This window comes from Cupriavidus sp. 2SB (assembly GCF_005503625.1).
GTDB lineage: Bacteria > Pseudomonadota > Gammaproteobacteria > Burkholderiales > Burkholderiaceae > Cupriavidus.
The window spans coordinates 76,626-98,810 of the sequence record NZ_SCMX01000015.1 but is presented as its reverse complement, the minus strand read 5'-3'; the positions used below and the strand labels follow the sequence as shown (position 1 = coordinate 98,810).

Below are 22,185 nucleotides of genomic sequence, written 5' to 3'. Positions count from 1 at the left end.
GACTCAGGTCTTGACCGCGAGCACGCCGTCGCCGGCCGCCATTTTCTTGAGCCGCGCGGTCATCGGCAGTTCCACATACCGGTAGACCAAACAGCCGAACACCGCTGTCGAGACAAAGGCCGCCGCTGCCAGCAGATCCACTGGCACGGCGTCCAGGTAGCGCGAAGAAAACTTGTAGAACGCCGGGATCGTGAAGACCTGGACCAGATAGATGCTGTACGACGCGCCCCCGAGGTAGACCAGCCATTTCGAGGCCAATTGCCGCATATGGAGCGCGCCATAGACCAGCAACACAGCGGGGACACCCGACAACAGCAAGCGGTCGATATCGGGCCGCCAGACCATCGTCACGCAGAGCAACGCCGCACCCACCACCGCGAGCGGCAGTCCGATGCGAAATTTGCCTGACTGGTAAGCCTTTGCCACCATCATGCCGCACGCGAATTCGAGCGCTATCGGCCGGCTCCACCCAAGCAGCACCGCCACGATCAGCGCCAGGATCGGAAACAGGAACGCATAACGCCTGCGGGTGAAGATGAGCCCTACCGCGAACAGCGTATAGAACAGCAACTCGTACTCGAGCGACCATCCGACATACAGCACGGGCATGCGATCCAGTGCGACGCCCGCGACGAACAGAAGCGATGACACGATGTGCAGCAGACCGCGGTCATCATCGCGAAACGCGGCGGGCACCACAAAAAGCAGCGCGATCATGGCGAAGGTAAGCAGCCAGTAGATCGGTACGATCCGCAGCAGCCGCTCCTTGAAAAACTCGGATGCGGTACGGTGCTTGCGATCCTGCGTGTAGACCATGACGAAGCCGGAAATCACAAAGAAGACATCGACGCCGCAGTCACCCCACCCCTCGATCCGCACCAGCGAAGTGGACAAGCCGTACACCTTGGAAATGCCGATCACATGGAACATCACCACGGCCAGCGCGGCCAGCGCCCGCAGAATCTGAATATTGTTCAGCATGTCCCCTCCTCCACGCCTGACCCCGGGGTGATCGCTCTCGATCGGTAGCGCCGGCCCCATATGGTGCGGTCCGCCTGCGCAGCATGGGACGGAATGCCACGCCCGGCTGTGCGGTGCCGCGCATTGGCCCCCAGGCCGGATTGGCCTGCGTCAATCCCATTGGCAGCCCGATGCCGCTGGCGACGGGAAACTGTGCTGGCGCAAGACTCGCCTCTTCTCCCCCTGATACGTTGATCGCCAGCAGGAATGCTGTCGATCGCGCACAAAAGCGCAACTGAAAAGGGGAAGCAACGTGTCAAATTCGCAAGCCATCCCAACCGCCGTCATCCAGCCTGTCGACGCGGCCTCCGATCCCGGTTTCCAGGGCAATGACCGCCTGTTGTTCGGCATTGTGCTGGGCGTTCTCACATTCTGGCTGTTCGCGCAGACCGTGTTCAATGTGGCGCCCGATATGGAAAAGACGCTGGGATTACCTGCCACGACGATGAACATCGCCGTCGCTATCACAGCCTTGTTCTCCGGCATCTTCATCGTCTTCACGGGCGGCCTGGCCGACCGTATCGGTCGGATGCGGATTCTCCGCTTCGGCTTTGTCCTAAGCATCTGTGGGTGCCTGCTGGTAGCGCTCGCGCCGTCAGGCACATTCGCCGCGCCGGCGCTGATCCTCGGCCGTGCGCTACAGGGTTTATCGGCAGCGTGCATCATGCCGTCCAGTCTGGCGCTGGTGAAGACCTATTGGCACGGCGCGGCGCGGCAGCGTGCCATCAGCCTGTGGTCGATCGGATCATGGGGCGGCTCGGGTCTCTGCGCGCTGTTCGGCGGGTTCGTCGCCGGCAATTTCGGCTGGCGCTCGATCTTTCTCGTGTCGATCTTCGTGGCGCTGGCCGGATTGCTGCTGATCCGCGGCACACCCGAAAGCCGGGCCAACACCGGACGTGCGGTGCGCATCGACCGCTTCGGCATCTTCACTTTCATGCTCGCGATGATCGGGCTGCAGGTAGTTGTGACACAGGGCAGCCGCCTTGGCTGGGACAGCGTCGCTACCTTGTTGCTCGGCGCCAGCGCGCTGCTGTTCGGCGCGATCTTCCTGTGGCATGAATTGCGCACACAGGATCCGTTCATCGATTTCAGCCTGTTCCGCAATAGCACCTACACCGGCGCGACAATTTCCAACTTCATGCTGAACGGCGTGGCCGGTACGCTGATCGTCACGATGCAAACGATGCAGTTAGGCGGCAAGCTGTCCGTGCAGCAGGCGGGGATGCTGACCATCGGCTTTGCCGTCACGATCATCGGGTTTATCCGCGTGGGTGAAATACTGTTGCGGCGCTTCGGCTCGCGCTTGCCCATGCTGTGGGGCTGCATGATCACAGGGCTTTCCGTGCTGCTGCTGGCGCAGACGCAATTCTCGCTGGAAACCTACAAGATACTGGTGTTCGTGGGCTTCGCGCTGCAAGGCATCGGACTGGCGTTCTACGCAACGCCTTCGACCGACGCGGCCCTGTCGGCCCTCCCCGAGAACCAGGCCGGCGCCGGTGCGGGGATCTACAAGATGGCATCGTCACTCGGCGGCGCATTTGGCGTAGCCATCTCGGCAGCCATCTTTACGGCGATCCGGACCGATACCGGTGGCCCGATATTCGACGGCCTGCTGGAATTTCAGGGGGGCAAGGAAATCGCCGTGCGGGAAGCCGCCAGCATCGCCCTCTCCTTCAACCTGCTGATGGTCGTGATCGCGGCAATATCGATCATGATGACGATTCCGAAGGCACGGGATCGGGCAACACGTTCCTGACAAAAGAAAAAGGCCGACTTAACCGTCGGCCTTTTCTGTCCTATCCGTCGTTATTCCCACTCATTTATAAACAGCGCGCCTAACCCGTTGTTTACAACGGGAATATCACCCCGCACCGACCGGAATACCGTCACCAATACCGTCTAAAGTCGAATGCTACAATCTCGCCGTACTTTCGATACATTCCCGACAAATATGCCACAACCGGCAAAGACGTTCGACGGCCTGCCAGCCGACGCGACGTCAAAAACAAAAGCCGCTGCGCACGCCGACCACCTGAGATACCGCGCCGACATCGATGGGCTGCGGGCAATCGCGGTCCTGTCCGTGGTGGGCTACCACGCGTTCCCCGACTGGATCACGGGCGGCTTCATCGGCGTAGACGTGTTCTTTACCATCTCCGGGTTCCTGATCACCAGCATCCTGCTGAAAGGGCTCGAGACCGGCAATTTCAGCTTCGCCGACTTCTACTGGCGCCGCGCGCGCCGCATCCTGCCGTCGCTGCTGACGGTCATGGTGGCCTGCATCGTGGTTGGCTCGTTCACGCTGTTCGACCACGAGTACAAGGAACTGGGCAAACACATCACCGGCGGTATCGGCTTCGTTTCCAACTTGGTGCTGTGGGATGAATCCGGCTATTTCGACCGGGCGGCAGAGACGAAGATCCTCCTGCACCTATGGTCGCTCGGGATCGAGGAACAGTTCTATATAGTGTGGCCGGTCCTGCTCTGGGTGCTGTACCGGTTCAGGATGACACCGCTGTGGGTCACGCTGGCGGCCGGCGCCGCGTCGTTTGCCGTGGGCCTGCACTATCTGGAAGTGGACCCGACGTCGGCGTTCTACCTGCCGCAGGCCCGGTTCTGGGAACTGCTCATCGGCGCCCTGCTCGCCTACCTGACGTTGGCCGTCGGCAAGCGCCGCCCGCTGGTGCGCGGCGTCCCCGCCCTCCTGCTGGGCAACATCTGCGCGGTGGCCGGCGCCCTGCTGCTCTGGTACGGCTTCGACACCATCACCACGGAAAGCGAGTTCCCCGGGTTCAATGCCCTGCTGCCCACTCTGGGCACGGCGCTCCTGATTGTGGCCGGCGCACGGGCGCTGCCCAACCGCTTCCTTTTGGGCAATCCGGTGTTTGTCTGGTTCGGCAAGATCAGCTTTGTCACCTACCTGTGGCACTGGCCCGTCCTGACGTTCCTGCGGATCATCAACGATGGCCCGGCCACGGACGAGGGCCGCCTGTGGGCGGTGGTGCTGACGATCGCGCTATCGGCCGCAACCCACCACCTGATCGAGAACCCGCTGCGCTTCGGCAAGAACCGCAAGGCAATCCACCGCGGCATCGTGGTGGCTACCTTGGCGACGGCTGTCGCTGGCCTGGCCATGTTCTGGTTCGATGGGTTGCCCATCCGCTATCGCGGCTCGCCAAACGACCTGTCGGCGCGAGAGGTGCGCGAGTCCAACTTGCCTGGCGAGGGGTGCCTGGACGAGGTCTCCGAAAAGCCGTCTACGTTCTGTGTGAAATCCGAGCGACCAAACGTCGCCCTGCTCGGCGACAGCCACGCGCTGGTCATGTTCTGGGGCTTCGCCCACAGTGGAGACAAGCGCCTCGACCGGCCGGCCATCATCGGCGCCAGCTCGTGCCCGCCGGCGCTGGGAGCGGAGTGGCGCCCAGGCTGCGACTACGCGCTGCAGGCCGGGCTCGACTACATCGCCCACACACCCAGCGTGGAGTATGTGGTACTCGCGGCGTACAAGGGGTTCATGCGCGAGGACACCGCCGACCGCGCCGGCGAGTTCGTGCAGGGCTATAACCGCACCATCAAGAAACTTCAGGGGATGGGCAAGCACGTGATCGTGGCCATGGACAACTACACCTTGCGGAAGGAATCGCAGCAGTGCGCGCCGTCGCCGCTCAGCATCCGGACGCGGTTCAAGAACTACCCCGCCTTCTGCAGTGCGCTGACAGACAAGGATCTGCTGACGCATCCGGACTACTACAAGGTGATGGAGCGGATCAAGGCCGAAAACCCCGGCGTGATGTTCTACGACCCGACGCCGTGGCTGTGCCCGGACGGCAAGTGCAACCTGTTCAAGGATGGCCTGATCATGATGGGCGACAAGGACCACATGTCGAAGGCCGGGAACGAGTTCTACGTCCGCGACCTGATCAAGCAACTGGATGCGCGGTGAGCTACTTGGATTTGGGCTTCCACCCGCAGACCTTGGCGCCGGCGCGGTTGTGCGCCAGGATGGTCTGCGCGGTGGCTTCTGTCAGCACATCTGCCTTGTCGACGTAGATTGGCTTCGTCCAGTCGCAGGCGGTGTCGACCGTACGGGTCTTCACCACTACCTGCGGCTCGGGCGGCTCACTTACCCCACTCGTCGTGCAGCACGCGGTCAGCGTCAGGCTCGCCAGCAGCAGCAGAATCCTCATCTCGTCTCACCTTTGCGTTGTCAGCGCCAGCCCGGGCGGCGTCCTGGTTGGCCTTGGCCTCGATGGCGTCGACCTGAGCCGCACGCTTCTCCGCTTCGGCAACCTTCTGTTCAGCCTGGGCCGTAGTGGTCTGGGCCTGCTTATGGCGTGCCCATCCGAACAGAAAGGCGGCAAAGCCCACCAGCCACGGGCCGAACTTCAGGGCAGCAGCAATCAGGGCCGTCATAGGGTCACCGCTAGTTTTGCTACCGAGTGATTCGCCGGCCATGTCTCGGGCCTCGGTTTGCCCGGGCGCCACGTGCGCAGGTACAGCCCCCATGCCCCGTCGGGATCATCCATCGACGGCAGCTGCTTCGGATCGGTGAACAGCAGCAGGCGGGCAACGCCGGCGGCCAGCACGTCGTCTGTCTCCAGCGCTCGCCAGATGCTGTCCGGCAGGAATTGCACGCCTCGCGAGGCGCACAACCGGTCCAACCAGAAGCGGGAGGCGTCGTGCAGGTAGACGCCCCAGACGCCGCCCCGTGTCTGCCGCGTGCCGAGTTCGAATTGAGGGAAGCCCCGCGCCGGGCCGTTGCCCATCTGGCGGCGATGAACCAGCCCGGATTCCTGCAGGCAGATGGCCGTCACCATCAGCCTGGCCTTCGGTGTATCCATCGGATCGGGCAGGATCGCCAGCGCCTTTGCCAGCGGGCCCGTCACAAATTCACGCGCCAGCATCGCCGTCCCCCTTGTCCTTCTTCCGGATCGACGTGTAGCGCACGAAGATCACCAGCACGAACGCCGCCGTCGATACCCAGCGCGCGGTCCCTTCCGGCAGGGCGGACTTCAGATCCTGCGGCATCATGTTCCAGGTGTCGACCAGCGTCGGCCCGAAAGCAGTCACCGCAGCGAAGAAGCTGGCCAGAATGACAGTGCCCTTCTTGTGCAACTGCCGCCAGTTGTCAGCGAGCGAGATTTTCATTTGGCCCATCTCCTAATCTCGGGCCGGTTGCCGGCCGCGTTGTCCATCAGGTAGCGGCGGATCTCCTTCACATCGTTGCCGATGCCGCCGATCTGTTCCTTCATGTCGTTGGTCACGGTCCGGAACTGCTGCGACGTTTCCTCACGCTGCAGTCTGATGTCAGCCTCGACGCGGGAAAAGTGCCGCTCGTGCTCGCTGTCCTTCTGTTCCAGCGCCTGCACCCGGCCTACTAGGGCGAACCATGCAATGGACGCAACCACCGCAGCACCGATGACGGCGCTGACCAGGCTCTGTAGGTTGATCTTCGTGTCGAGCCAGCGCGAGCCGCTGTCTTTGGTCGAGTCCATGGATTCCCCGGTCAACAAAGAAATACGAATGTCAGCGAACGCGGCGCGCTCTGATCTTGCCCTGTGCGTCCGTCGTACCGCCGCTGAAGGTGGCGTACCCGATGAGGTATACCGTGGTGGTGGACGCAACGCTGACGCGTACGGTCGGCACGCCGCTCGCGAGAGTGGCGACGGCGGGCGCGCTGTAAGGCAAATTCAGGCGATCCGGATATGCTGGCAGCGTCGCGGACACAGTGCTTACGCCGCCCATAATCTGGGTATTGACCGTGCCCGTGTTGCCGAAGAAGGCAAATGAGCCGGTAACATCCCAGTCACCAGCTGTGAGCGAGATGCTTGTTAGATTGATAGGCGTGGCAGAGGCGATGCTGGTAAGCAGCGTTCCAGTGCTGGTGACAAACTCTCCGACACTGCCAGCATTCGCGTTGTTGTTCGTGGTCGTACCCACGATTCCGGCCGTCTGCGACGGGGTGATAGTGCTGGTGAACGTGGTCGCACCGCTGAATGTCGGCGTGCCGCTGAAGGTTCCCGACAGCGCGGCGCCAGCAATCGTCGGCGTGGTCAGCGACGGCGATGTGCCGAACACCGCAAGGCCGCTGCCAGTCTCGTCCGACAGGACGCCCAGCAGCTGCGCCGAGGTAGTGGCAGCGAATTGCGACAGGTTGCCACTGGTCAGCGCGAACGCTGTGCCGCAGGACAGGCCGGTGCCGCTGGTGTACTTCAGTGCGCTGTTCGCCGTGCTGCAGCTCGGCGCGGCCACCGCAGTCGGTGCGGCCGTCGAGCCGGTCACGTTCGCAATGAACGTATTGGCAGCCACCGGTGCCAGCGCCGTGGCAGCCACCGCACCCCACGTGGGCGACGTGCTCGGGCCGGTGGATACGATAGCCTGCCCCGCCGTCGAGCCGGCGGGGTTCAGCAGCTGGATGGGAGTCTTGGTCTGCGCAGTGGCCAGCGTGGCCAGCAGCGCTGCGGTGAGGAAGGTTAGAAGTTTGCGCATGTCTTATGCTGCCTTTCGGTAAATGATCTGGTTCGAAACGACACGTCCGGTCGACAGGGAAACAGGCGCAGAACTGGAGACAAGTCCGCCACTGTTCACGCTCATGCTCATGGTGTTGGTCGTTCCATCGACGGCGGCGACGCCTTGCGCGAAGATCGAGCCGTCGAAGATCCGCCAGTTACCCATGTAGGTCTTGCCGTTGCCCTCGGCCGTGAACGGCATCGAGATCGTGATATTCCCGCCAGCACCAAAGCTCGTCGTGCTGCCCACCGTCAGCTTCACGTCGACCTCTACCAGGTCGTTGTTCAACGAATAGGTGGCCGTGAGCGTGCCGTTGCCGAGCGACATCGTCGATGCGCCGGCCATGATCGTCGGCGTGAACGAGATGTTCTCGAAGAAGCCCTTGCGCTTTGTGATGTTCGAAGCGTTCTCGAAGTAGTTCGACACCGCCAAGCCCTTGTAGAACTGTGGGCCGAGGAAGAAGTCCGTGACAGTGCCCTGGACGTAGTAGCCGTAGTGGAACAGCCCCGCCGGGTTCGTGTCGATTGCGTAGTTGGTACCAACCGCCAGCGAGGAGACGCCGGTCGTCGATCCGTTGATGAACGACCCAGCCGAGACGGCCGTCACGCCGGCCGGCTTGAAATCGGTCCACGTGTTTCCCTCGATATTCAGGAAGCCGATACCGTTCGTGCCATTGCAGAACGCGCCAACACCGAAGCAAAAGCCCGTGGCCTTGTTGCCAGTCACGGATACCCGATCGATTGGGTTGTTCGCGTTGGTCCCTGGCGCGACTGTCGTAAAGACTGAGCTGACACCTGTCCCCGTCTTCAGCGCAATGTTGCCGATCACCTTCACGTCGCCCACTGAATAGCTCGGCGAGACGTTGATCACCGCCTTCTGGTCTGGCGCGCCCGCAAACGTGGTGTCGTCCACATTGAAGATGTTGCCGGTAATGAGTGTGTTGCGACTGGTGGTCTGGTTCGCCGCGAAGCGGAAGAAATCGACACCATAGAAGTTCACGACAAACACATTGCCGGAGATCAGAGTGTTGTCGAGCGTGGCCGTATAATTGGGGCCGACCCACATGCCCCGGAAATAGTTCTGAACGTAATTGTTGACGAAACGGTGGTTAGAGCCATGCACCTCGAAGGCCGTCACGCCGCCGGCCTTGCCGACGGTCGCGTATGGGGTTGACTGCCAGAACACGTTGCCATCGGTGAGGAAGTCATCCGCCCACGCGAATACGCTGGTGTGGTCGCTGGTGTCGGTGCCGTTGTTGTAGAACAGGTTGTTCTTGACAGTCCAGCGAGCACCCAGCGTCGCGCCGATAGTGTTGGTCTGCGCAGCCACGATGCAGCACACCCCAGAAGTGTTCAGGAACGAGCACTCCTCAACCAGCATGTCGTTGATCCGCGCAGCCACACCACCAGGCGTGCCGCTCACGCAGATCATGGCCATGTTCTTGGATACGTCATACGTGCCCGAGCCGCGCCCCGGGCTGATCAGGTTATTGGCCCCGTTCATGTCCATACTCAGACGCCGCAAGGAGACCTTGTTCAGCACCTGGTTGGTAAAGAACATTTCCAGCGCCTTGGGCGCGGCGTCCGTGGATTGGTTGTCGGCGAGCTTGAACACCGCGCCGCGCTCGGCCTCGATGTGCATGTTCGACTTCATCACGAACGCAACAGTCTCGGCGCCCGCCTCGCTCGTGACCGCTGTGGCCGGCACGATCTTGTACAGCCCGGCCGGCACGTGAAGCACTTTGCCGGTGATGGACGCATAGTCGATCGCCTTCTGAATACCCGCCGTCACGTCAAGCGTCCATGCTCCCGAGGTGACATCATCTGCCTGCGCCTGCGTCAGGAAGTCGAAGACGCTGACCTCGTCACGCAGGGTCGCGTAGACAGTGCGCGGCACCGAGCCGGTAACGCCCAGGTTATAGGACAGCTTGGTGGACTGAATACCCGCGCTGGCCGTGACGTTCGCGTCCGAGATGGAATTCGGGGGTGGCACCTCGGTGGACAGCGTCGTGCCGATATAGCCCCAGATTTCAGAGACGTAGTTCGGGATCGGAGAGGCGAACACCAGAATCTGGCCGTTCAGCGACCACTCGCCGAATTCCTGCGGCACACCGTCGTAGTGCACCTCGATGTTGCCGGGCACGCCCGGCGCGCGCGGGAGCACTACCTGTGTGTCATTCGGCTGGAAGTCGACGCCCGACGTAAGGGTGAACGGGATGCGATCCCCAGCGCCCACCGACGAGGGAGCAGGCAACAGCGTAAGGCCACCGATGGCGTCGAACCCCAAATACATGTTGGCTCGCGCCTGGTTGCCCGGCAGCGGTGCCAGCGGGTCGTCGCTCACGCCCACCTTCACGGAACGGTCGCTGATTTCCTTGATCTGCTGGATCTGGATCTCGGCGCGGTCGAGCGCATCCTCGACCACCTGCGGGAAGAACGGGCTCAGGTTCGGGATATCGGTGGGCTGCGTATACGCCAGCCCGCCGGTGAAGGTCAGCTTCTGCTCATCGTTGAGCACGGCCAGCGGACTGCCCACGCGCGGGTACGTGATCGTGCCGCCGGGGTTGTTGTCCTGGTCCGCGTTCAGCACGACGCTGTAGTCCGAATCCAGCGTCAGCACCGAATCCACGCCGTTGGCGTCGGTATACATGACCGTCACGTCCTCCTTCTTGAATACCTTGAAGTCGAACGAAAACGCCGTGGTGACGCCGTTGCCCAAGTACGGGCCGGCTTTGCGGGTGGTGCTGGTAATGGTCAAGGTCGGACCCCTTTAGATTCTGGGGGTAATTCTCGAACCCGAACTTGCCGGTAGAGGCACCCGCCTATTTCTTGGGCGGCGCCCCTACCAGGAGCGCGCCCGGGTTCTCCGTCTTGCCATCAGCCATCGCATTGATACCGCTCACGGTCGCGTTGATCTGCCCGGCTGGGTAGTGGAAGATGATCCCGGCCACGCTGTTCAACGCCTTCCAGAATGCCTCGTCGGCGTCGCCTTGCTGCACCTGCTTGCCCAGCTTCGCCAGCTCGGCAAAGAAACGCACCGCCGCCGGGCCGGTGTAGTCCACGCCACCCGTGCCGGTCGTGGCCTGCACGGCGGCGCCCGCCTCGCGCAACAACACCATCGTGCCGAACAGATAGTTCAACTGGTCCGCGATCAGGTTGCGCAGCAGCTTCTCGTCGTCATCGTCGCCGTGCAGCGCGGCCTTCACCAGCGTGCTCACGGCGGCCGGGATGGTGTACAGGAGCAGCAGGTCGCACACCAGCATGGCGACGTCGCGCGGGTTGCGGAAATCCGTGCGGCCCACCACCTCGGCGGTAAGGTTGTACGTGGTGTTGAAAAACGAATAGAACGAGGTGAACAGCTTCTTGCCGGCACCGCCGCGCTGGATCGCGGCGAGGTCCTTCACCTGGCCGCCGCCCTGCGTGTCGATCACGGCCTGATCAGCCAGCGCGATGGCGCGTTCCTCGGTCATGCCGTTTTCCGCCATGGCCTTTTCGTAGGCACCCCACCACGTTGGGATATCCGCGATCAGCTGGGCCTTTTGGATCAGGTAGAAGTACGACGCCTGCAGCTTGCTGTCCTTGCCCTGCACCTTGTTGCGGATCTCGTTGATTTCCCGCTGCATGGTCTTGGCGCGCAAGCGCATGAAATCCGACATGCCATAGATCTGCTTGGCCGAGTTCTCGAGACGCAGCGAGTCGCCCGCCCAATGCTTGATACCCTTGAGCATCCACTTCGTGCCGATGCGGGCCGCTGTCTGTGTCAGGCCCAGCGGCTGCAGCAGCGAGGTGGTCACGCGCCAGCCCAGGCCCACGATGGTGGAGCCGGTGCGCAGATGGTTCATGAGCTTGTCGAGCGAGTCGAGCGCACCCATGTTGCCAATGGCCACGTCGCGCAGCGTGTCGCGCAGGGTGCGGTTGATCTCCGGGCCGTAGTGCGCCCGGATGGCCGAGTCGACGACGCCGGCCCGCAGGAGGCGGTTCGCGTCGACCAGGTACTCGTGCCACGCCAGATCGTGCACCACCTGCTGGACGTGCTCAAACACCACGTTCATGTCGTAGCGGATCGGTCGGCCGGTGGACTCGGAACGCTCCTTGAGGTGCCCGCGCCGCGTCATGGCGCGGGTGTACATGCCGCGCTCGATCTGACGCTGCACCTCGGCGTTGGTGTCGGCCTCGGCGCGCGTGCTGCGCAGCGGGTCGTACTTGATCGGGTAGTACCCGCCCTTGTACTCACCAAACTTGGTCTGCACCGGGGTCGGGTCGACCCACGCCGGTTCGACGCCGGTCAGGCGCTTTTCCTTGGCCGCGATCTGCGGGCGGAACGACTCGAGATAGTCCCACACGCCCTGCACAAAATCCCAATCTTCTTTGGTCAGGGTATCGAGCACGCCCTGCAGCTGGCCAGGCGAGAGGCGTTCGCCCGAGAGCACGCGCTCGCGGTTCACCTCGTTGCCCATGTTCAGCGCCATGCCGATCCGCTCCTCGCGCGTGAACGACTTGTCCAGCGCAGGGAAATAGGTCTTGGCCGACAGCTTGCCGCCGGCCAGCACCGGCGCGAAAAGCTCCTGCAGCTTGAGCGTGGCCTTCTCGTTTTCGACGGCCTCGAAATCCCCGGCCCCGTTCATATTGCGCACGAGGTATTCCCACGCCACGCCGCCGTCCTTCCAGCCGTCGAACTGGCGCACGACGCTGGCGAACTTGCGGTGATCCGCAAGGAAATTCCGGAACAGGGACGCGACGTCGACCAGCGGGCCCCGGTCGGAAATGCGACGCTCAGCCACGATACCCTTGGCGTTGTCCGTGATCGTGGCGGCAATGGCGTCGGCCACGGCCTGAAACTCGCGCTGGTCCTTGGCCGTGAGAAGTTTCTTTTTCAGACGCCCCAGGTGCTCGATGTTCTTGACCGCATCCGTCAGGCCGCGAAGCTCCTCGAGCGTCATGTCCTTGTACGACTTGCGGTTGGCCTCGTCGATCAGCGCCGGGTCGATCACTGGTTGCAGGCCCTGCTCCTCCTGCGACTGCACCCACTCGAGCAGGCTCTTGCGCTTCTCGAGTTCGCGCAGGGTTGTGCCCTTGCGCAGGTCGAAACGCTCGAGCAGCCCGTCGATCTGGTCCAGATAGGCCGGGTCCACGTTCTTGCGCACACCCTCGCGGTCGAACTTGGTCAGGTAATCGACCGACTTGTCGACCTCCTCGCGCGCTGCGTAGGCCGCCCGGGTGGCGTAGTTGTTCACCAGCTGGTTGCGCTTCTGCACAGCGGCCGTGGCGAGATCGTCCTTGCGCAGGGCTTCCTGCGCGGCGCGTGCGGCTTTGGCCTCGGCCACCGCGTACTGGCTGGGCTTGATGTCGCGCACGCGCAGGCGTGCGATGGCGGCCTCGGCGAACTGGCGCGCGGCGCGCACCAGCACCTGGCGCTGGCCGGTGGCGCGGTTCAGGGCATTCAGTTCCGTGGCCACGAACTTGGCCCGGCCTTCGTTGTGCACAGCCAGGTCCGCCGCACGTTGGATGGCGGCGGGGTCGGACAGGTCGCCGAAACGCTCGAGCATTCGCTGGTCGGTCATGCGGTCGATGACCTGGTCGATCGGCTCGGCCTCGAGCAGCGCATGTACCAGCTGGTCGCCCGATGTGTATCCGAACATCTGGGCCACGACGTCCGGGTGCAGGCCATCGCGCGCCAGCATGCCGTACTGGCCATAGCCCAGCTTCGACCAGTCGAGCAGCGCGAACTTGTCGGCCTCGCCGCCGTACATATCGGTCAGCGCCTCAATGGAGAGCTTGTGCGGCACGTCGCTCATGTCGGCAGTTTCGCCGCCGGCAGTGGTCGTGCCGCGCTTCAGGAACTGCATGCTGCCGTACAGCGGAGTGGCGTATACCTCGCCCGCCACCTCCTCTCGGACGCTGGCGCGCTTGGCTTCGGCCTCCTTCTGCATGGCCTTGATCGTGCGGCTGCGGGCGTTCGACAACCAGCGCATATCGCGCAGGCTGCGCGCCTCGAGCTGGGTCGTAGCGTCCGCCTGTGCCTCGGCACCCAGGTTCTGGTATGCCTGCCACTCGTCCGGCGACATACCCGCCGCCTCGGCGGACTCGAACAGCGGAGCCATGCCGCGCACGGCCTGCATCTCCGCGATAGCGTCGGACGACGCCACCATGCGGTCGAACACGCTGCGCACCTCGTCGGTCAGGCTGACGTTGAGCGCCTGTAGCGAGCGGTAAACGTTGATCATCCAGGCGCGGAACCGGGCGAACATGCCCTGCAGTTCGACGCTGGGCGCCTTGCCCTCGAACAGGTACGCCTCAAAGCCGCGCGCCAGTTGCTCGTGGTAGGACCGCTTTTGCTCGAGGTCGTAGCTGTCCCACGTGGCGAGGTCCGGCACGCCGAACCAGTCAAGCAGCGCCTGGACGTCGTCCTTGATCTCCTCCGGCGCGTCCGGCCGGCGGGCGATATCAGTCAGCACTTCAAGGTAGAAGTGGCCCGACTCGTGCAGGAACGTGGACAGGTCGGCATTCTGCAGCAGCGTGATGACGGTGGGCTGCTGGGTAATGTCCTTGCCGAACGACACGGCGCCGCGCGTGTTGCCGCCCAACACCGGCGGCACGTCGGTGCGCTCGTTCAGTCCCTCGCCACCCCAGCCACGAGGCACATTCTGGTTCAGCGTGCTGGTGGCGCCCGCTACTGCAGCCGGTGGCTGACCGGACTGAACCGTAGATACATCGCCTGCAGGACGGGATTCATTGGCCACGGAAGCGGCAGCGCCGGACTCCGCTGGTGCAGCGGTCCCGGTGTTTGTAGAAGCTCTCGGTAGTCCATTTTGCGCTCCTTGGTCCAGCGCAGCCTGCACCCGCAGCGGATACCGCGCGGCCATTTCCTCGGGTGTGATTCCCAGCCGCAGCGCCTGCACACCGTAGAAGTTCGCCATGAGCGCGGCATAGCCGCGGTTCACATCCTCGGTGAACCGGTTCACCTGGTTCAATTGCTCGAGCACCTGTTGCTCGACCACGGCGCGCGAGGTGTTGAACTGGTCCTGCGGTGCCTGCTCGGTCAGCGTGCGCTCGACTTCCTGCTGCAGTTGGCCGGCCTGGTCCTGCATGTACGTTTCGGCCTCGGCGCGTGTCATGCCCGCCGGGTCGGTCTTGAGGTGCGGCAGCAGCGCGTCGCCGATCTCGGTACCGGCCACGGTGGTGGCGTACTCGTCGATGGGGATGCGCACCATGCCGCCCGTGGCAGCGGCCACCGGCAGCTGCTCGGCGACAGACGGCGACGCGGCGGCCAGCGCGGACAGGTCGACGCCAGACTGGGCCAACGCCTGCAGCTGGGAGACGTCGATATAGACGTCCTGCACCGGGCCGTCCTCGGCGGCCTGCGCCACGAATTCGCGGAACGTTTCCGGATCGCGTGCGCGAAGCTTGGACGCAGCGGCGGCCTCGCTGAGCTGGGCCAGAATCGTGCCGTCCTCCATGCCCTGCTGCACTGCCGAATTCCGTCCCCGCAGCCGGTCGGCCGCCAGTTCGACGCCCTTGGCCGTGCTCACGGCACCGCCCGACGCCACCAAGGTGGCGATCAGCGTCTGGGCGGCTGCGCTCGGCCGCTCCTCGAGGTAGGCCGTGAACGGCTTCTCGGGGTTCAGGACCGCCCACTCGTTCAGGTCCTGCAGGATCGTGGCCACCTGCTCGCCCGGCACCTCGGCGGCCATGTTGCGGGCCAGCATCGAATAGAACGGCGTGCCGGCGCGGATATCGGTCAGGAACCGCGCTACCGGGATCTTCTCGGTGGCGTACTCGATTGCCGCCTGCGACGCGGCGAACGGCAGCGCCTGCTGGAATGGCAGGCCCTTGTCCCGCGCCTCGCCGTACGCCTGGCCGCCGGTGATCCCCGACAGGATACCGAGCGCCGCCTGCGGCTGGCCGGTCACGGCGGCCGGCAGCGCCAGCCCCATCTGGCCCAGCGACTGCAGGCCGGAATACCATCCGCTGTCCAGCACGCCCGTGCCCTTGGGCATCATTTCCTTGGTGGTCTGGTCCTGCCGCTGGCGCAGCTCGGCGATGCCACGCGACACGCGCTCGAACGGGTTCTCCGGCAGGATCGTGCCGGCCAGCGGGCTGGTGATCGTGGCAAGCGCGTCGGCGCCGGCCTGCGCCACACCCCACGCGGAGGCATTGAACTGCGGGATAGCCGACACCAGCGCGCGGCCCGAGTTCGTCAGGAAGCGCACCCCTTTCTCGATGGCCGACAGGTTCGGCGTGTCATCGTAGGACACCGCAGCTTTCTGGGTGTCGTAGATCATGCCCGCCGTCGTCGGGTAATCCTTGGCCAGCGTCTGGTAGTCGATCGAGTCGACCGTGGCGCGGCGCTGGTAGTCGGGCTCCTGCAGCCTCACCGAATCGACCGGCACGGCGTACTGCTTGGCGAGAGCCTGCAGCCGCGCCTCGACGTCGGGATTGCGGTCCGCTACCTGCATCATGGAGAGGCGCCCAGGCGTGCCCGCCGCGCCGTCCCCCGCATCCACGAATTGCGAATACGGGTTCACGGCCGACTGGACCGCGTCCTGTCGAACGATGTCGAGGTATTGGTTTTCAGCCATTGCGCTTGAAAGGCGTCACGCCACGCGCGCGCCGGTAGACATCCTGAATGGCCTGGTCGGTCACCGGCTTGCCGGCGGAACGCAGGGCCTGGGTAATCTGCTCGCGGTCGGTCGCCGGTACCGTGATGACCTGGTCAGGCGCCACGGCGGCAGCCGGCAACTGCTTGTCGAACCAGAACGGACGGTTCACCTCGACGGCCGAGAACAGCGCGGCCGCCTCATGCTTCAGCTCCTCGGGCTTGAGCTTGCGGCCGATGTTCGATTCCTGCGCCCGAATGCGCTGTTCGTAGGCGTTCCAGATCCGGCCCACCACGGCAGCGCCCTTGGCGTCGTCGTCCTTGGGCGTCGGGTCGATGCCGGCCTCGCGCATGTACTGGTTCAGGTAGTCCTTGCCCGTGCGCAGGTTGGTCATGGCGTCGGTCTTGCCCTGGCGCAGGTCCTGCTGCTCGTTTGTCAGCTGCTTGAACTCCGACTCGCCCAGCCGGTTGCGGAACGCCATGAGGTTGGCCGCGCCCAGCACCTGCGGGTCGGACTTGAGCGAGTAGTACAGCTGCCAGTCCGTTTCGATAGGTTGGCCCTTGGCCACCTTGTCGGCAAACGCGAGCATGTTGTCGTACTGACCCGGTGGGAGCGACGAACGCAGGTTCAGCGGCAGATCCGTGAAGCGGCCGCCATTGGCGATCAGCGCCGACTGCACGTTGGCCACGGCCTCGTCCTCGCGCTGCTTGGTCGCCTTATTCAGGTCGGCCAGTTGCTGCGACACCACCTGGCGCGCGGCCTTGTTCTGCTCGGGCCGTAGAGTCGGGTCGATCAGCGCGTCGACCTGCTGGTGCAGCTCGAACTCGGTGGGCTTGGCCGGCGCGCCACCGCCCGCGCTGTACTGCTTCATGATGCCCTGCACGTAGGGGATCGTCTCGCCTGGCTTCGGCAGATAGGTCATCCATTGCGCCGGCGTGCCGTTCTTGTTGGCCTCGCGGATGGCGGCGTCGACGCTGCCCGGCCCCGCGTTGTACGCGGCCAGTGCCTGCGGCACGTTACCCTGGTACCGCTTGAGCATGGCGTCGAGATAGTCGCGGCCCACGCGGGCGCGCTCGTCCGGGCTGTTGTCAGCCGCCGGCCGCACGCCGAATCCGGGGTTCGTGTTGGTGCTGTCAAGCACCTGCATTTCCCCCTTGGCGCCCTTGGGCGACGTCAGCAGCTGGCCATCCTTGCCGTACCGCTTGCCGCCGCTCTCCTGCTGCTTGACGAACTCGGCCAGGCCACTGGCCTCGGGCGAGCCCGACTGCACGACGAGATTGGTCAGCCGCCCGGCATCGCTCGGCACCAGCGCGGGCAGCGCCCGCGTCATGACGTCCCGGCCGGCGGCGTTGCCGATCTGCACGTCGAGCTGCTTGGTGATCAGACCATTGGCGCGCAGGATGTCGTTCGCGTCCATGTCCTTGGCGTTGTTCTTGAGGTAGGCGTCGGCGAAGCGCGGATTGTTGTTCTGCAGCGCGGCGTCGATGGCCACCAGGTGGGCATTGCTGGCCTGCTGGCGGGCCTGCATTTCCGCCCACTCGGCCGACTTTCCTGTCAGCTTGGCGATGTTGTACGCCTGCGCGCGGATCGATGTCACGGCATCGGCCACCATGGCCGGGTTGTCGTAGTTGAGCCCGATCTCGCGCTGGCGTGTGGCGATAATTCCCTCGCCCGTAGACAGTGCGTAGTTCTTGAATTCCTGGTTCTCGTGCTGCATGACGCTGGCACGGAACTGTGTCGACATATCGTTGGCGCGCTGGCGGAACGCCAGGCGCTGGGCGTCGTTGCCCAGGCTCTGTTCGATAGCGCCGAAACGCTGGTTCAGGTTGCCACCGTACTCGTCGGCCAACGGCTGGCCGCTGGCGCGCTCGAGCGCGTCGCGCCCCTTGAGGTTCGTGTAGCCGGTGTCCTTGCCGTAGCTCAGGTCCATCACGGCTTCACGCGCCTGATTAAGGGCGTCGTCGACGCGCAGGGCATTGGCCTGCTTCTGCATGTCGAGGCCAATCTTGAACGTCTCGTCGGCTACCTGATCGTTGGCGCGGTTCAGCGCAGCGGCCTGGTTGTTGGCCACATCGACAGCCAGCCCGACTGGCGCGGCTTGCTGGCGCGCATCCGGCAGGCCCTGCCGTGCAACTTGCGGAGCGTCGTAGGTGGGAACTCGCGCCATCGTCAGTCCCCGAAAAAGCCAGATGAGCTGAACACCGAACTGCCCGACGGCATCGTGTCGGTGCCAGTGCCGGAGCCTGTGTTCTTGTAGATGTCATACCACTTCGACGACACGCCGGCGGCACTGCCCAGCAGCGACGTGGCAGCGGCTGCCCCCGGGCTGGACGCATCGCCAGCCGCGCGGTACGCCTTGCTCTGCGCGCGGTAGTTATCCGCCTGGACGTTGTAGCCCCACGCCGATCGCGCTGCGTTGTTACGCAGCGTGGCCAGGTCGACGTCGCGCATGTAGCGCGTTGACGCCTCGATGTTTACGGGCGAGCCCTCGTTCAGCGATACGCCGTTCGCAGCAGTGTTCGCGCGCTGGCGCCCCATCAGCTGGCCGGTCTGCCGGTAAAGGTCTGACTCGGCCTGCCGGCCGCGCGTCACGGCGTCCTGGGCCTGCAGCTCGGCCAGGTTGGCGTTGTTCTCGGCGATCGTTGCGTTGTAGTCGGCCACGGCACGTTGGCCGCTGGCCTTGTTGCCCGCCGTGGCCGCGCCGCCGATGGCGCCGATGATGGATGGCGCAAGCGACATAAAGCCCCCGCCAGAGCCGCCGAGCATCGACGAGCCGGAGGACGCGGCCGAGGTGTCGGCGCCAGCAGCGGAGAAGCACATGTTATAGGTCCATCTCGAACAGGTGGAATGGCATGCCGTATGGGCCAAAGGGCACGGTTTGCGGATGCACCTTGAACCCCAGCCGTTTCAACCATCGGATGCTTTTGACGTTCCGCGCATCGACGTGGTTGGACAGGCGCCGATAATGCCCCTTCATGACCGCAAGGTAACGGAGCGCGACTCGAGTAAGGACACCCGGCAGCCGGTCGAGGTCGGCCGTGCCGAGAATCCACGGCTCGGCTTCGTTGGTCGTGAGCAGTGACCCCACGGGCACGAGACCGCCGATCATCAGGAGCCGGTCCTCGGCGAACACCGCCCAGACGTGGCTGCAGCGCGACAGAACAAGTTCCATCGCTGCATACGGGCAGGCATCGCCGAGCGTTGCCTCGACCTCGAGACGGTCGGCCTCGCGCAGATGGTCGATCAGGTACCGGCCGTCCGCTTCGGTCGGTACCCGGACCTCGATGCGCGGGCTACGAGCCAATAGCCACCTCCATCGACATGGCGGCAATCGTCACCGGCAGCGGGTCGCGCTGCTCGATACACACTCCGCCGTCCTGGTTCCACGACGGCTCGAGCACCTGCTCGAGTTCCCCAGTCTGTAGCCGGGGCGGCGTTCCCCATGGCTCGTCCGTGCGGATCTTCAACTCGGACATTTCCGTCGTGTCGAAGCTCGGGCCGACCCAGATGCCTGACGACTTGACCAGCCGCAGGAACACCTTGTTCACATTCTTGGCCCTGCCCTGCCCGAGCGCCTGCGTCTCGAAGGACATAGGCAGCGTCTGCAGGCGCGCGGTAATAGGAAGCCCCACCTGGATTTTGCTGGCCGGGAAATCCAGCTTGATCGCGCCGCCGGTGACAACGCGCTGCGGCAGCACGCCGCCGTCGGCCAGAATGCTGACGGTCTGCCCCTCGAGGTGGCTCAGGCCCGACGTGATGGTATCGATGGGCGTGCCGTTGTACGACACCCCCGCGTCGACAAAATAGGCGTCGGCCTGGTCCTCGAACTGGCGGGTGTGGAACCGCTCCACGTAGCGCACCATGCGCCCGTTGATGGTCCGGCGCACGATCGTGTAGATAGCGTCCTCATCACCCTCGCCGATCACGCACACCGATTCGAAGGCACCGTTGACCGTGTTGTGGTGGTGCCAGCCGGCGACTTGCTGCTCGGGTACGTAGGTGCAGGCGACCATTTCCCCGCTCGAGGACACAGTCCAGACGATCTGGTATGGCGCCTTGGCCATCGCCATGTCCTGAATCGTGTACCCCTCGAACAGGTGCGGCGCCACGAGCGACAGGTCGGCGGCCTGGTACCGATAGCCGCCCTGGTTGTCGTAGGCATAGGAGAACTCGGATACCCGGCCGCCGCGCGCCCGCGCGAAGATGATGTTGTTGCCCACCACTGCGGGCTGCACGTTGTTCGAGCCCGTGTAGCTCTGCGGCTTGGCCGAGACGGTGTTCGGCGTCAGCGCCCCGTTGTCGGTCGACTGGATGCGCCATTCCGCGCTGGCTGTGTGAACGACGAGCGTGGCCAGCGGCACCAGATGCCGGATCGAGTTCACCTCGCGGGCGGCAATGCGGAAAATCACGGCATCGTCGTCACGTGTCGGGATCGACTGCGTCAGGTTGGTTTCCGTGCCCGAGCGCGTCATCCAGATAGTCTGCGGGCGGTTCTCGGTGGCGGCAAAGGCGCGCCGCTGCTCGTAATAGGACACCGCGCCTGGGTAGTTGCCCGGGCCCACGAACGGGTTCAGGCCGCTGGGCGGGCTCTCGGACATGTCCGCCGAGATGTTGTCGTCCACGAACGACAGGCCCACCGCGCGCCCGATGAAGCCGTAGACGCCGTTCTCGGCCTTGTAGACGTCATATCGATCCGGCGCCGAGGGCGACGCCGACCAGTTCAGCGTCACGGTGTTGCCAGCCACGGACAGATCGATGGTGGCCGATGCGCTGTTCGAGGCGACCGACTCGTCGACCACTGTACCGTCCACGCGGCTGGCTGTGACCACATAGGTGTAGGTGTGCGGGTTGCCGCCACCTGGCCCTGCCGTCACCGCGCCCAGTCCGCTGGGCGGCTGCACCTGCGGCGAGAACGAAATGTCGGTCAGGGTCCAACTTGTGGCGCCCAGGCGCCGCAGCTCCTTGGGCGGGTATTTCGGATGCACCAGCGTCAGCACGTCGGCTGACTGCACATAGTGGATATCGAACAGATGGGACTCGGCGTAGGGCGTGGCCACCTCGTACGCGGTGCCGGGCGGGTCCTCGAGCGTGGCACCCATGGTGTGGAACCGCACGTAGTTGAGCCCGAACTCGAGTGCGAAGGTCTGCTGGGTATTGAACGAGAACGGGATCAGCCGCGTGCGCTTCGAGCTGTCTTTCACCTCGCGCACGAACTCGGTACCCGCCCGGTTCACCGCGGGGCCGTGCGGCAGCACAATGAAGTTCAGCGCCTTAGCGAGCCCCGTCTGGAACTTGGCCAGGTCCACGCGCCCGAACATCTCGGGGCTGATCTCCCCGCCCGAAAAGGAGCGGTCAAGAGTGCGTACGTTCGGCATCAGCGCCTCGCCATCCAGGGCACGACCTGTTTCGGGTGGATCTGGCGCGTCATCGAATCCTGCGATTTCGCGATGGCGAGCGCCGCCACATAGAGCTTGTAGAGGTCCTTGCCCACAGCCTGACCGGCGTCGCCCTTGATGATCGGACCAGCCAGGAACGACGCCAACAACAGCACGAACGCATCAGTCATCGACGGTGTGTAGCGCGTCGGGTCGTTCTGCCGGTAGGTGTAGCGCAGGACCGCGTTCTGCTGGTTGGTCAGGATGAGAGCCGTACCATCGGCAGCGGTTTCCTCGTCGAAGTCCTGCGGCGTATATGCGGCACCGATATCGATGACGCGGTCCATCGGCATGCCGGTGAACGAGCCATAGCTCTGCGGCAGTCCAACACTGTAGTCATCGAGCGCGTCCGACGGCAGCACGGCCCACGCCTTGAGGCAGTCGGCCGGCTTGCCGTAGGCGAACTGCCACGATGGCGTCACGGCGGGCAGGTTGGCCAGCGCCACGCGGCGCGTGGCGAACGACCATGGATGCGCCTCGAGCACGAGGTCGCGGCAGATCGGGTACCACTGCTTGCACCGCCCGGCCTGCGGGCTGCCCTCGGGCGGGTCGATGCTCGCCACGGTGGCCGCGTCACCGAGCCGGGACAGCGCGAGGTTGCAGATATCGACTTGGGATGCCATG

General features: G+C 64.4%; 16 protein-coding genes. 2 read left to right on the top strand and 14 right to left on the bottom strand.

Annotated elements, in window-relative coordinates; genetic code table 11:
• Positions 1 to 3: 3 nt before the first annotated feature.
• On the bottom strand, positions 4 to 981 hold the full coding sequence (locus tag FFS21_RS09960) for an acyltransferase family protein (RefSeq protein WP_171020364.1): 978 nt from the start codon (positions 979 to 981) through the stop codon (positions 4 to 6).
• A gap of 292 nt (positions 982 to 1,273) precedes the next feature.
• On the opposite strand from FFS21_RS09960, the gene FFS21_RS09955 reads away from it, so the two are divergent.
• Both FFS21_RS09955 and FFS21_RS09950 read left to right on the top strand, forming a co-directional pair.
• Entirely contained in the window at positions 1,274 to 2,776 is a 1,503-nt protein-coding gene (locus FFS21_RS09955) for an MFS transporter (protein WP_249359263.1), read from the top strand.
• Positions 2,777 to 2,971: 195 nt separating this feature from the next.
• Positions 2,972 to 4,963, top strand: coding sequence for an acyltransferase family protein (locus FFS21_RS09950; RefSeq protein ID WP_171020363.1), 1,992 nt, complete (start codon positions 2,972 to 2,974; stop codon positions 4,961 to 4,963).
• Between the two features lies 1 nt (position 4,964).
• Here FFS21_RS09950 and FFS21_RS31985 read toward each other — a convergent pair whose 3' ends face one another.
• From FFS21_RS31985 to FFS21_RS09885, 13 genes are all read right to left on the bottom strand, one after another.
• On the bottom strand, positions 4,965 to 5,117 hold the full coding sequence (locus FFS21_RS31985) for a hypothetical protein (protein WP_171020360.1): 153 nt from the start codon (positions 5,115 to 5,117) through the stop codon (positions 4,965 to 4,967).
• A 22-nt stretch (positions 5,118 to 5,139) separates the two neighbouring features.
• Positions 5,140 to 5,433, bottom strand: a complete 294-nt coding sequence (locus FFS21_RS09940; protein WP_137924663.1) for a hypothetical protein — start codon at positions 5,431 to 5,433, stop codon at positions 5,140 to 5,142.
• On the bottom strand, positions 5,430 to 5,924 hold the full coding sequence (locus FFS21_RS09935) for a hypothetical protein (protein WP_137924662.1): 495 nt from the start codon (positions 5,922 to 5,924) through the stop codon (positions 5,430 to 5,432). The genes FFS21_RS09940 and FFS21_RS09935 overlap by 4 nt, the downstream gene beginning before the upstream one ends.
• Positions 5,911 to 6,168, bottom strand: a complete 258-nt coding sequence (locus FFS21_RS09930; protein ID WP_137924661.1) for a DUF7940 domain-containing protein — start codon at positions 6,166 to 6,168, stop codon at positions 5,911 to 5,913. Before FFS21_RS09930 ends, FFS21_RS09935 begins: the two co-directional genes overlap by 14 nt.
• On the bottom strand, positions 6,165 to 6,515 hold the full coding sequence (locus FFS21_RS09925) for a hypothetical protein (RefSeq protein ID WP_137924660.1): 351 nt from the start codon (positions 6,513 to 6,515) through the stop codon (positions 6,165 to 6,167). Before FFS21_RS09925 ends, FFS21_RS09930 begins: the two co-directional genes overlap by 4 nt.
• A 31-nt stretch (positions 6,516 to 6,546) precedes the next feature.
• Positions 6,547 to 7,509, bottom strand: coding sequence for a hypothetical protein (locus FFS21_RS09920; RefSeq protein ID WP_137924659.1), 963 nt, complete (start codon positions 7,507 to 7,509; stop codon positions 6,547 to 6,549).
• Between the two features lie 3 nt (positions 7,510 to 7,512).
• On the bottom strand, positions 7,513 to 10,287 hold the full coding sequence (locus FFS21_RS09915; RefSeq protein WP_137924658.1) for a hypothetical protein: 2,775 nt from the start codon (positions 10,285 to 10,287) through the stop codon (positions 7,513 to 7,515).
• Between the two features lie 64 nt (positions 10,288 to 10,351).
• Positions 10,352 to 16,108 carry an LPD22 domain-containing protein gene (locus FFS21_RS09910; RefSeq protein WP_137924657.1) on the bottom strand — a complete coding sequence of 1,919 codons (5,757 nt, stop codon included), beginning with the start codon at positions 16,106 to 16,108 and terminating at the stop codon, positions 10,352 to 10,354.
• On the bottom strand, positions 16,101 to 18,293 hold the full coding sequence (locus FFS21_RS09905) for a transglycosylase SLT domain-containing protein (protein ID WP_137924656.1): 2,193 nt from the start codon (positions 18,291 to 18,293) through the stop codon (positions 16,101 to 16,103). Before FFS21_RS09905 ends, FFS21_RS09910 begins: the two co-directional genes overlap by 8 nt.
• Positions 18,294 to 18,295: 2 nt before the next feature.
• Positions 18,296 to 18,946, bottom strand: a complete 651-nt coding sequence (locus FFS21_RS09900; RefSeq protein ID WP_137924655.1) for a virion core protein, T7 gp14 family — start codon at positions 18,944 to 18,946, stop codon at positions 18,296 to 18,298.
• Position 18,947: 1 nt separating this feature from the next.
• A complete protein-coding gene (locus tag FFS21_RS09895) occupies positions 18,948 to 19,430 on the bottom strand; it encodes a hypothetical protein (protein ID WP_137924654.1) in 483 nt (160 codons plus the stop codon).
• Entirely contained in the window at positions 19,420 to 21,501 is a 2,082-nt protein-coding gene (locus tag FFS21_RS09890; RefSeq protein ID WP_137924653.1) for a phage tail protein, read from the bottom strand. Before FFS21_RS09890 ends, FFS21_RS09895 begins: the two co-directional genes overlap by 11 nt.
• Complete coding sequence (locus FFS21_RS09885; protein ID WP_137924652.1) at positions 21,501 to 22,184, bottom strand: phage connector family protein; 684 nt, start codon at positions 22,182 to 22,184, stop codon at positions 21,501 to 21,503. Before FFS21_RS09885 ends, FFS21_RS09890 begins: the two co-directional genes overlap by 1 nt.
• Position 22,185 lies beyond the last annotated feature (1 nt).

Coding starts and splice junctions, on each gene's coding strand:
- FFS21_RS09925 (WP_137924660.1), bottom strand. CDS start 6,515: ATGGACTCGACCAAAGACAGCGGCTCGCGCTGGCTCGACACGAAGATC.
- FFS21_RS09935 (WP_137924662.1), bottom strand. CDS start 5,924: ATGCTGGCGCGTGAATTTGTGACGGGCCCGCTGGCAAAGGCGCTGGCG.
- FFS21_RS09900 (WP_137924655.1), bottom strand. CDS start 18,946: ATGTGCTTCTCCGCTGCTGGCGCCGACACCTCGGCCGCGTCCTCCGGC.
- FFS21_RS09920 (WP_137924659.1), bottom strand. CDS start 7,509: ATGCGCAAACTTCTAACCTTCCTCACCGCAGCGCTGCTGGCCACGCTG.
- FFS21_RS09910 (WP_137924657.1), bottom strand. CDS start 16,108: ATGGCTGAAAACCAATACCTCGACATCGTTCGACAGGACGCGGTCCAG.
- FFS21_RS09885 (WP_137924652.1), bottom strand. CDS start 22,184: ATGGCATCCCAAGTCGATATCTGCAACCTCGCGCTGTCCCGGCTCGGT.
- FFS21_RS09950 (WP_171020363.1), top strand. CDS start 2,972: ATGCCACAACCGGCAAAGACGTTCGACGGCCTGCCAGCCGACGCGACG.
- FFS21_RS09905 (WP_137924656.1), bottom strand. CDS start 18,293: ATGGCGCGAGTTCCCACCTACGACGCTCCGCAAGTTGCACGGCAGGGC.
- FFS21_RS09890 (WP_137924653.1), bottom strand. CDS start 21,501: ATGCCGAACGTACGCACTCTTGACCGCTCCTTTTCGGGCGGGGAGATC.
- FFS21_RS09930 (WP_137924661.1), bottom strand. CDS start 6,168: ATGAAAATCTCGCTCGCTGACAACTGGCGGCAGTTGCACAAGAAGGGC.
- FFS21_RS09940 (WP_137924663.1), bottom strand. CDS start 5,433: ATGACGGCCCTGATTGCTGCTGCCCTGAAGTTCGGCCCGTGGCTGGTG.
- FFS21_RS09960 (WP_171020364.1), bottom strand. CDS start 981: ATGCTGAACAATATTCAGATTCTGCGGGCGCTGGCCGCGCTGGCCGTG.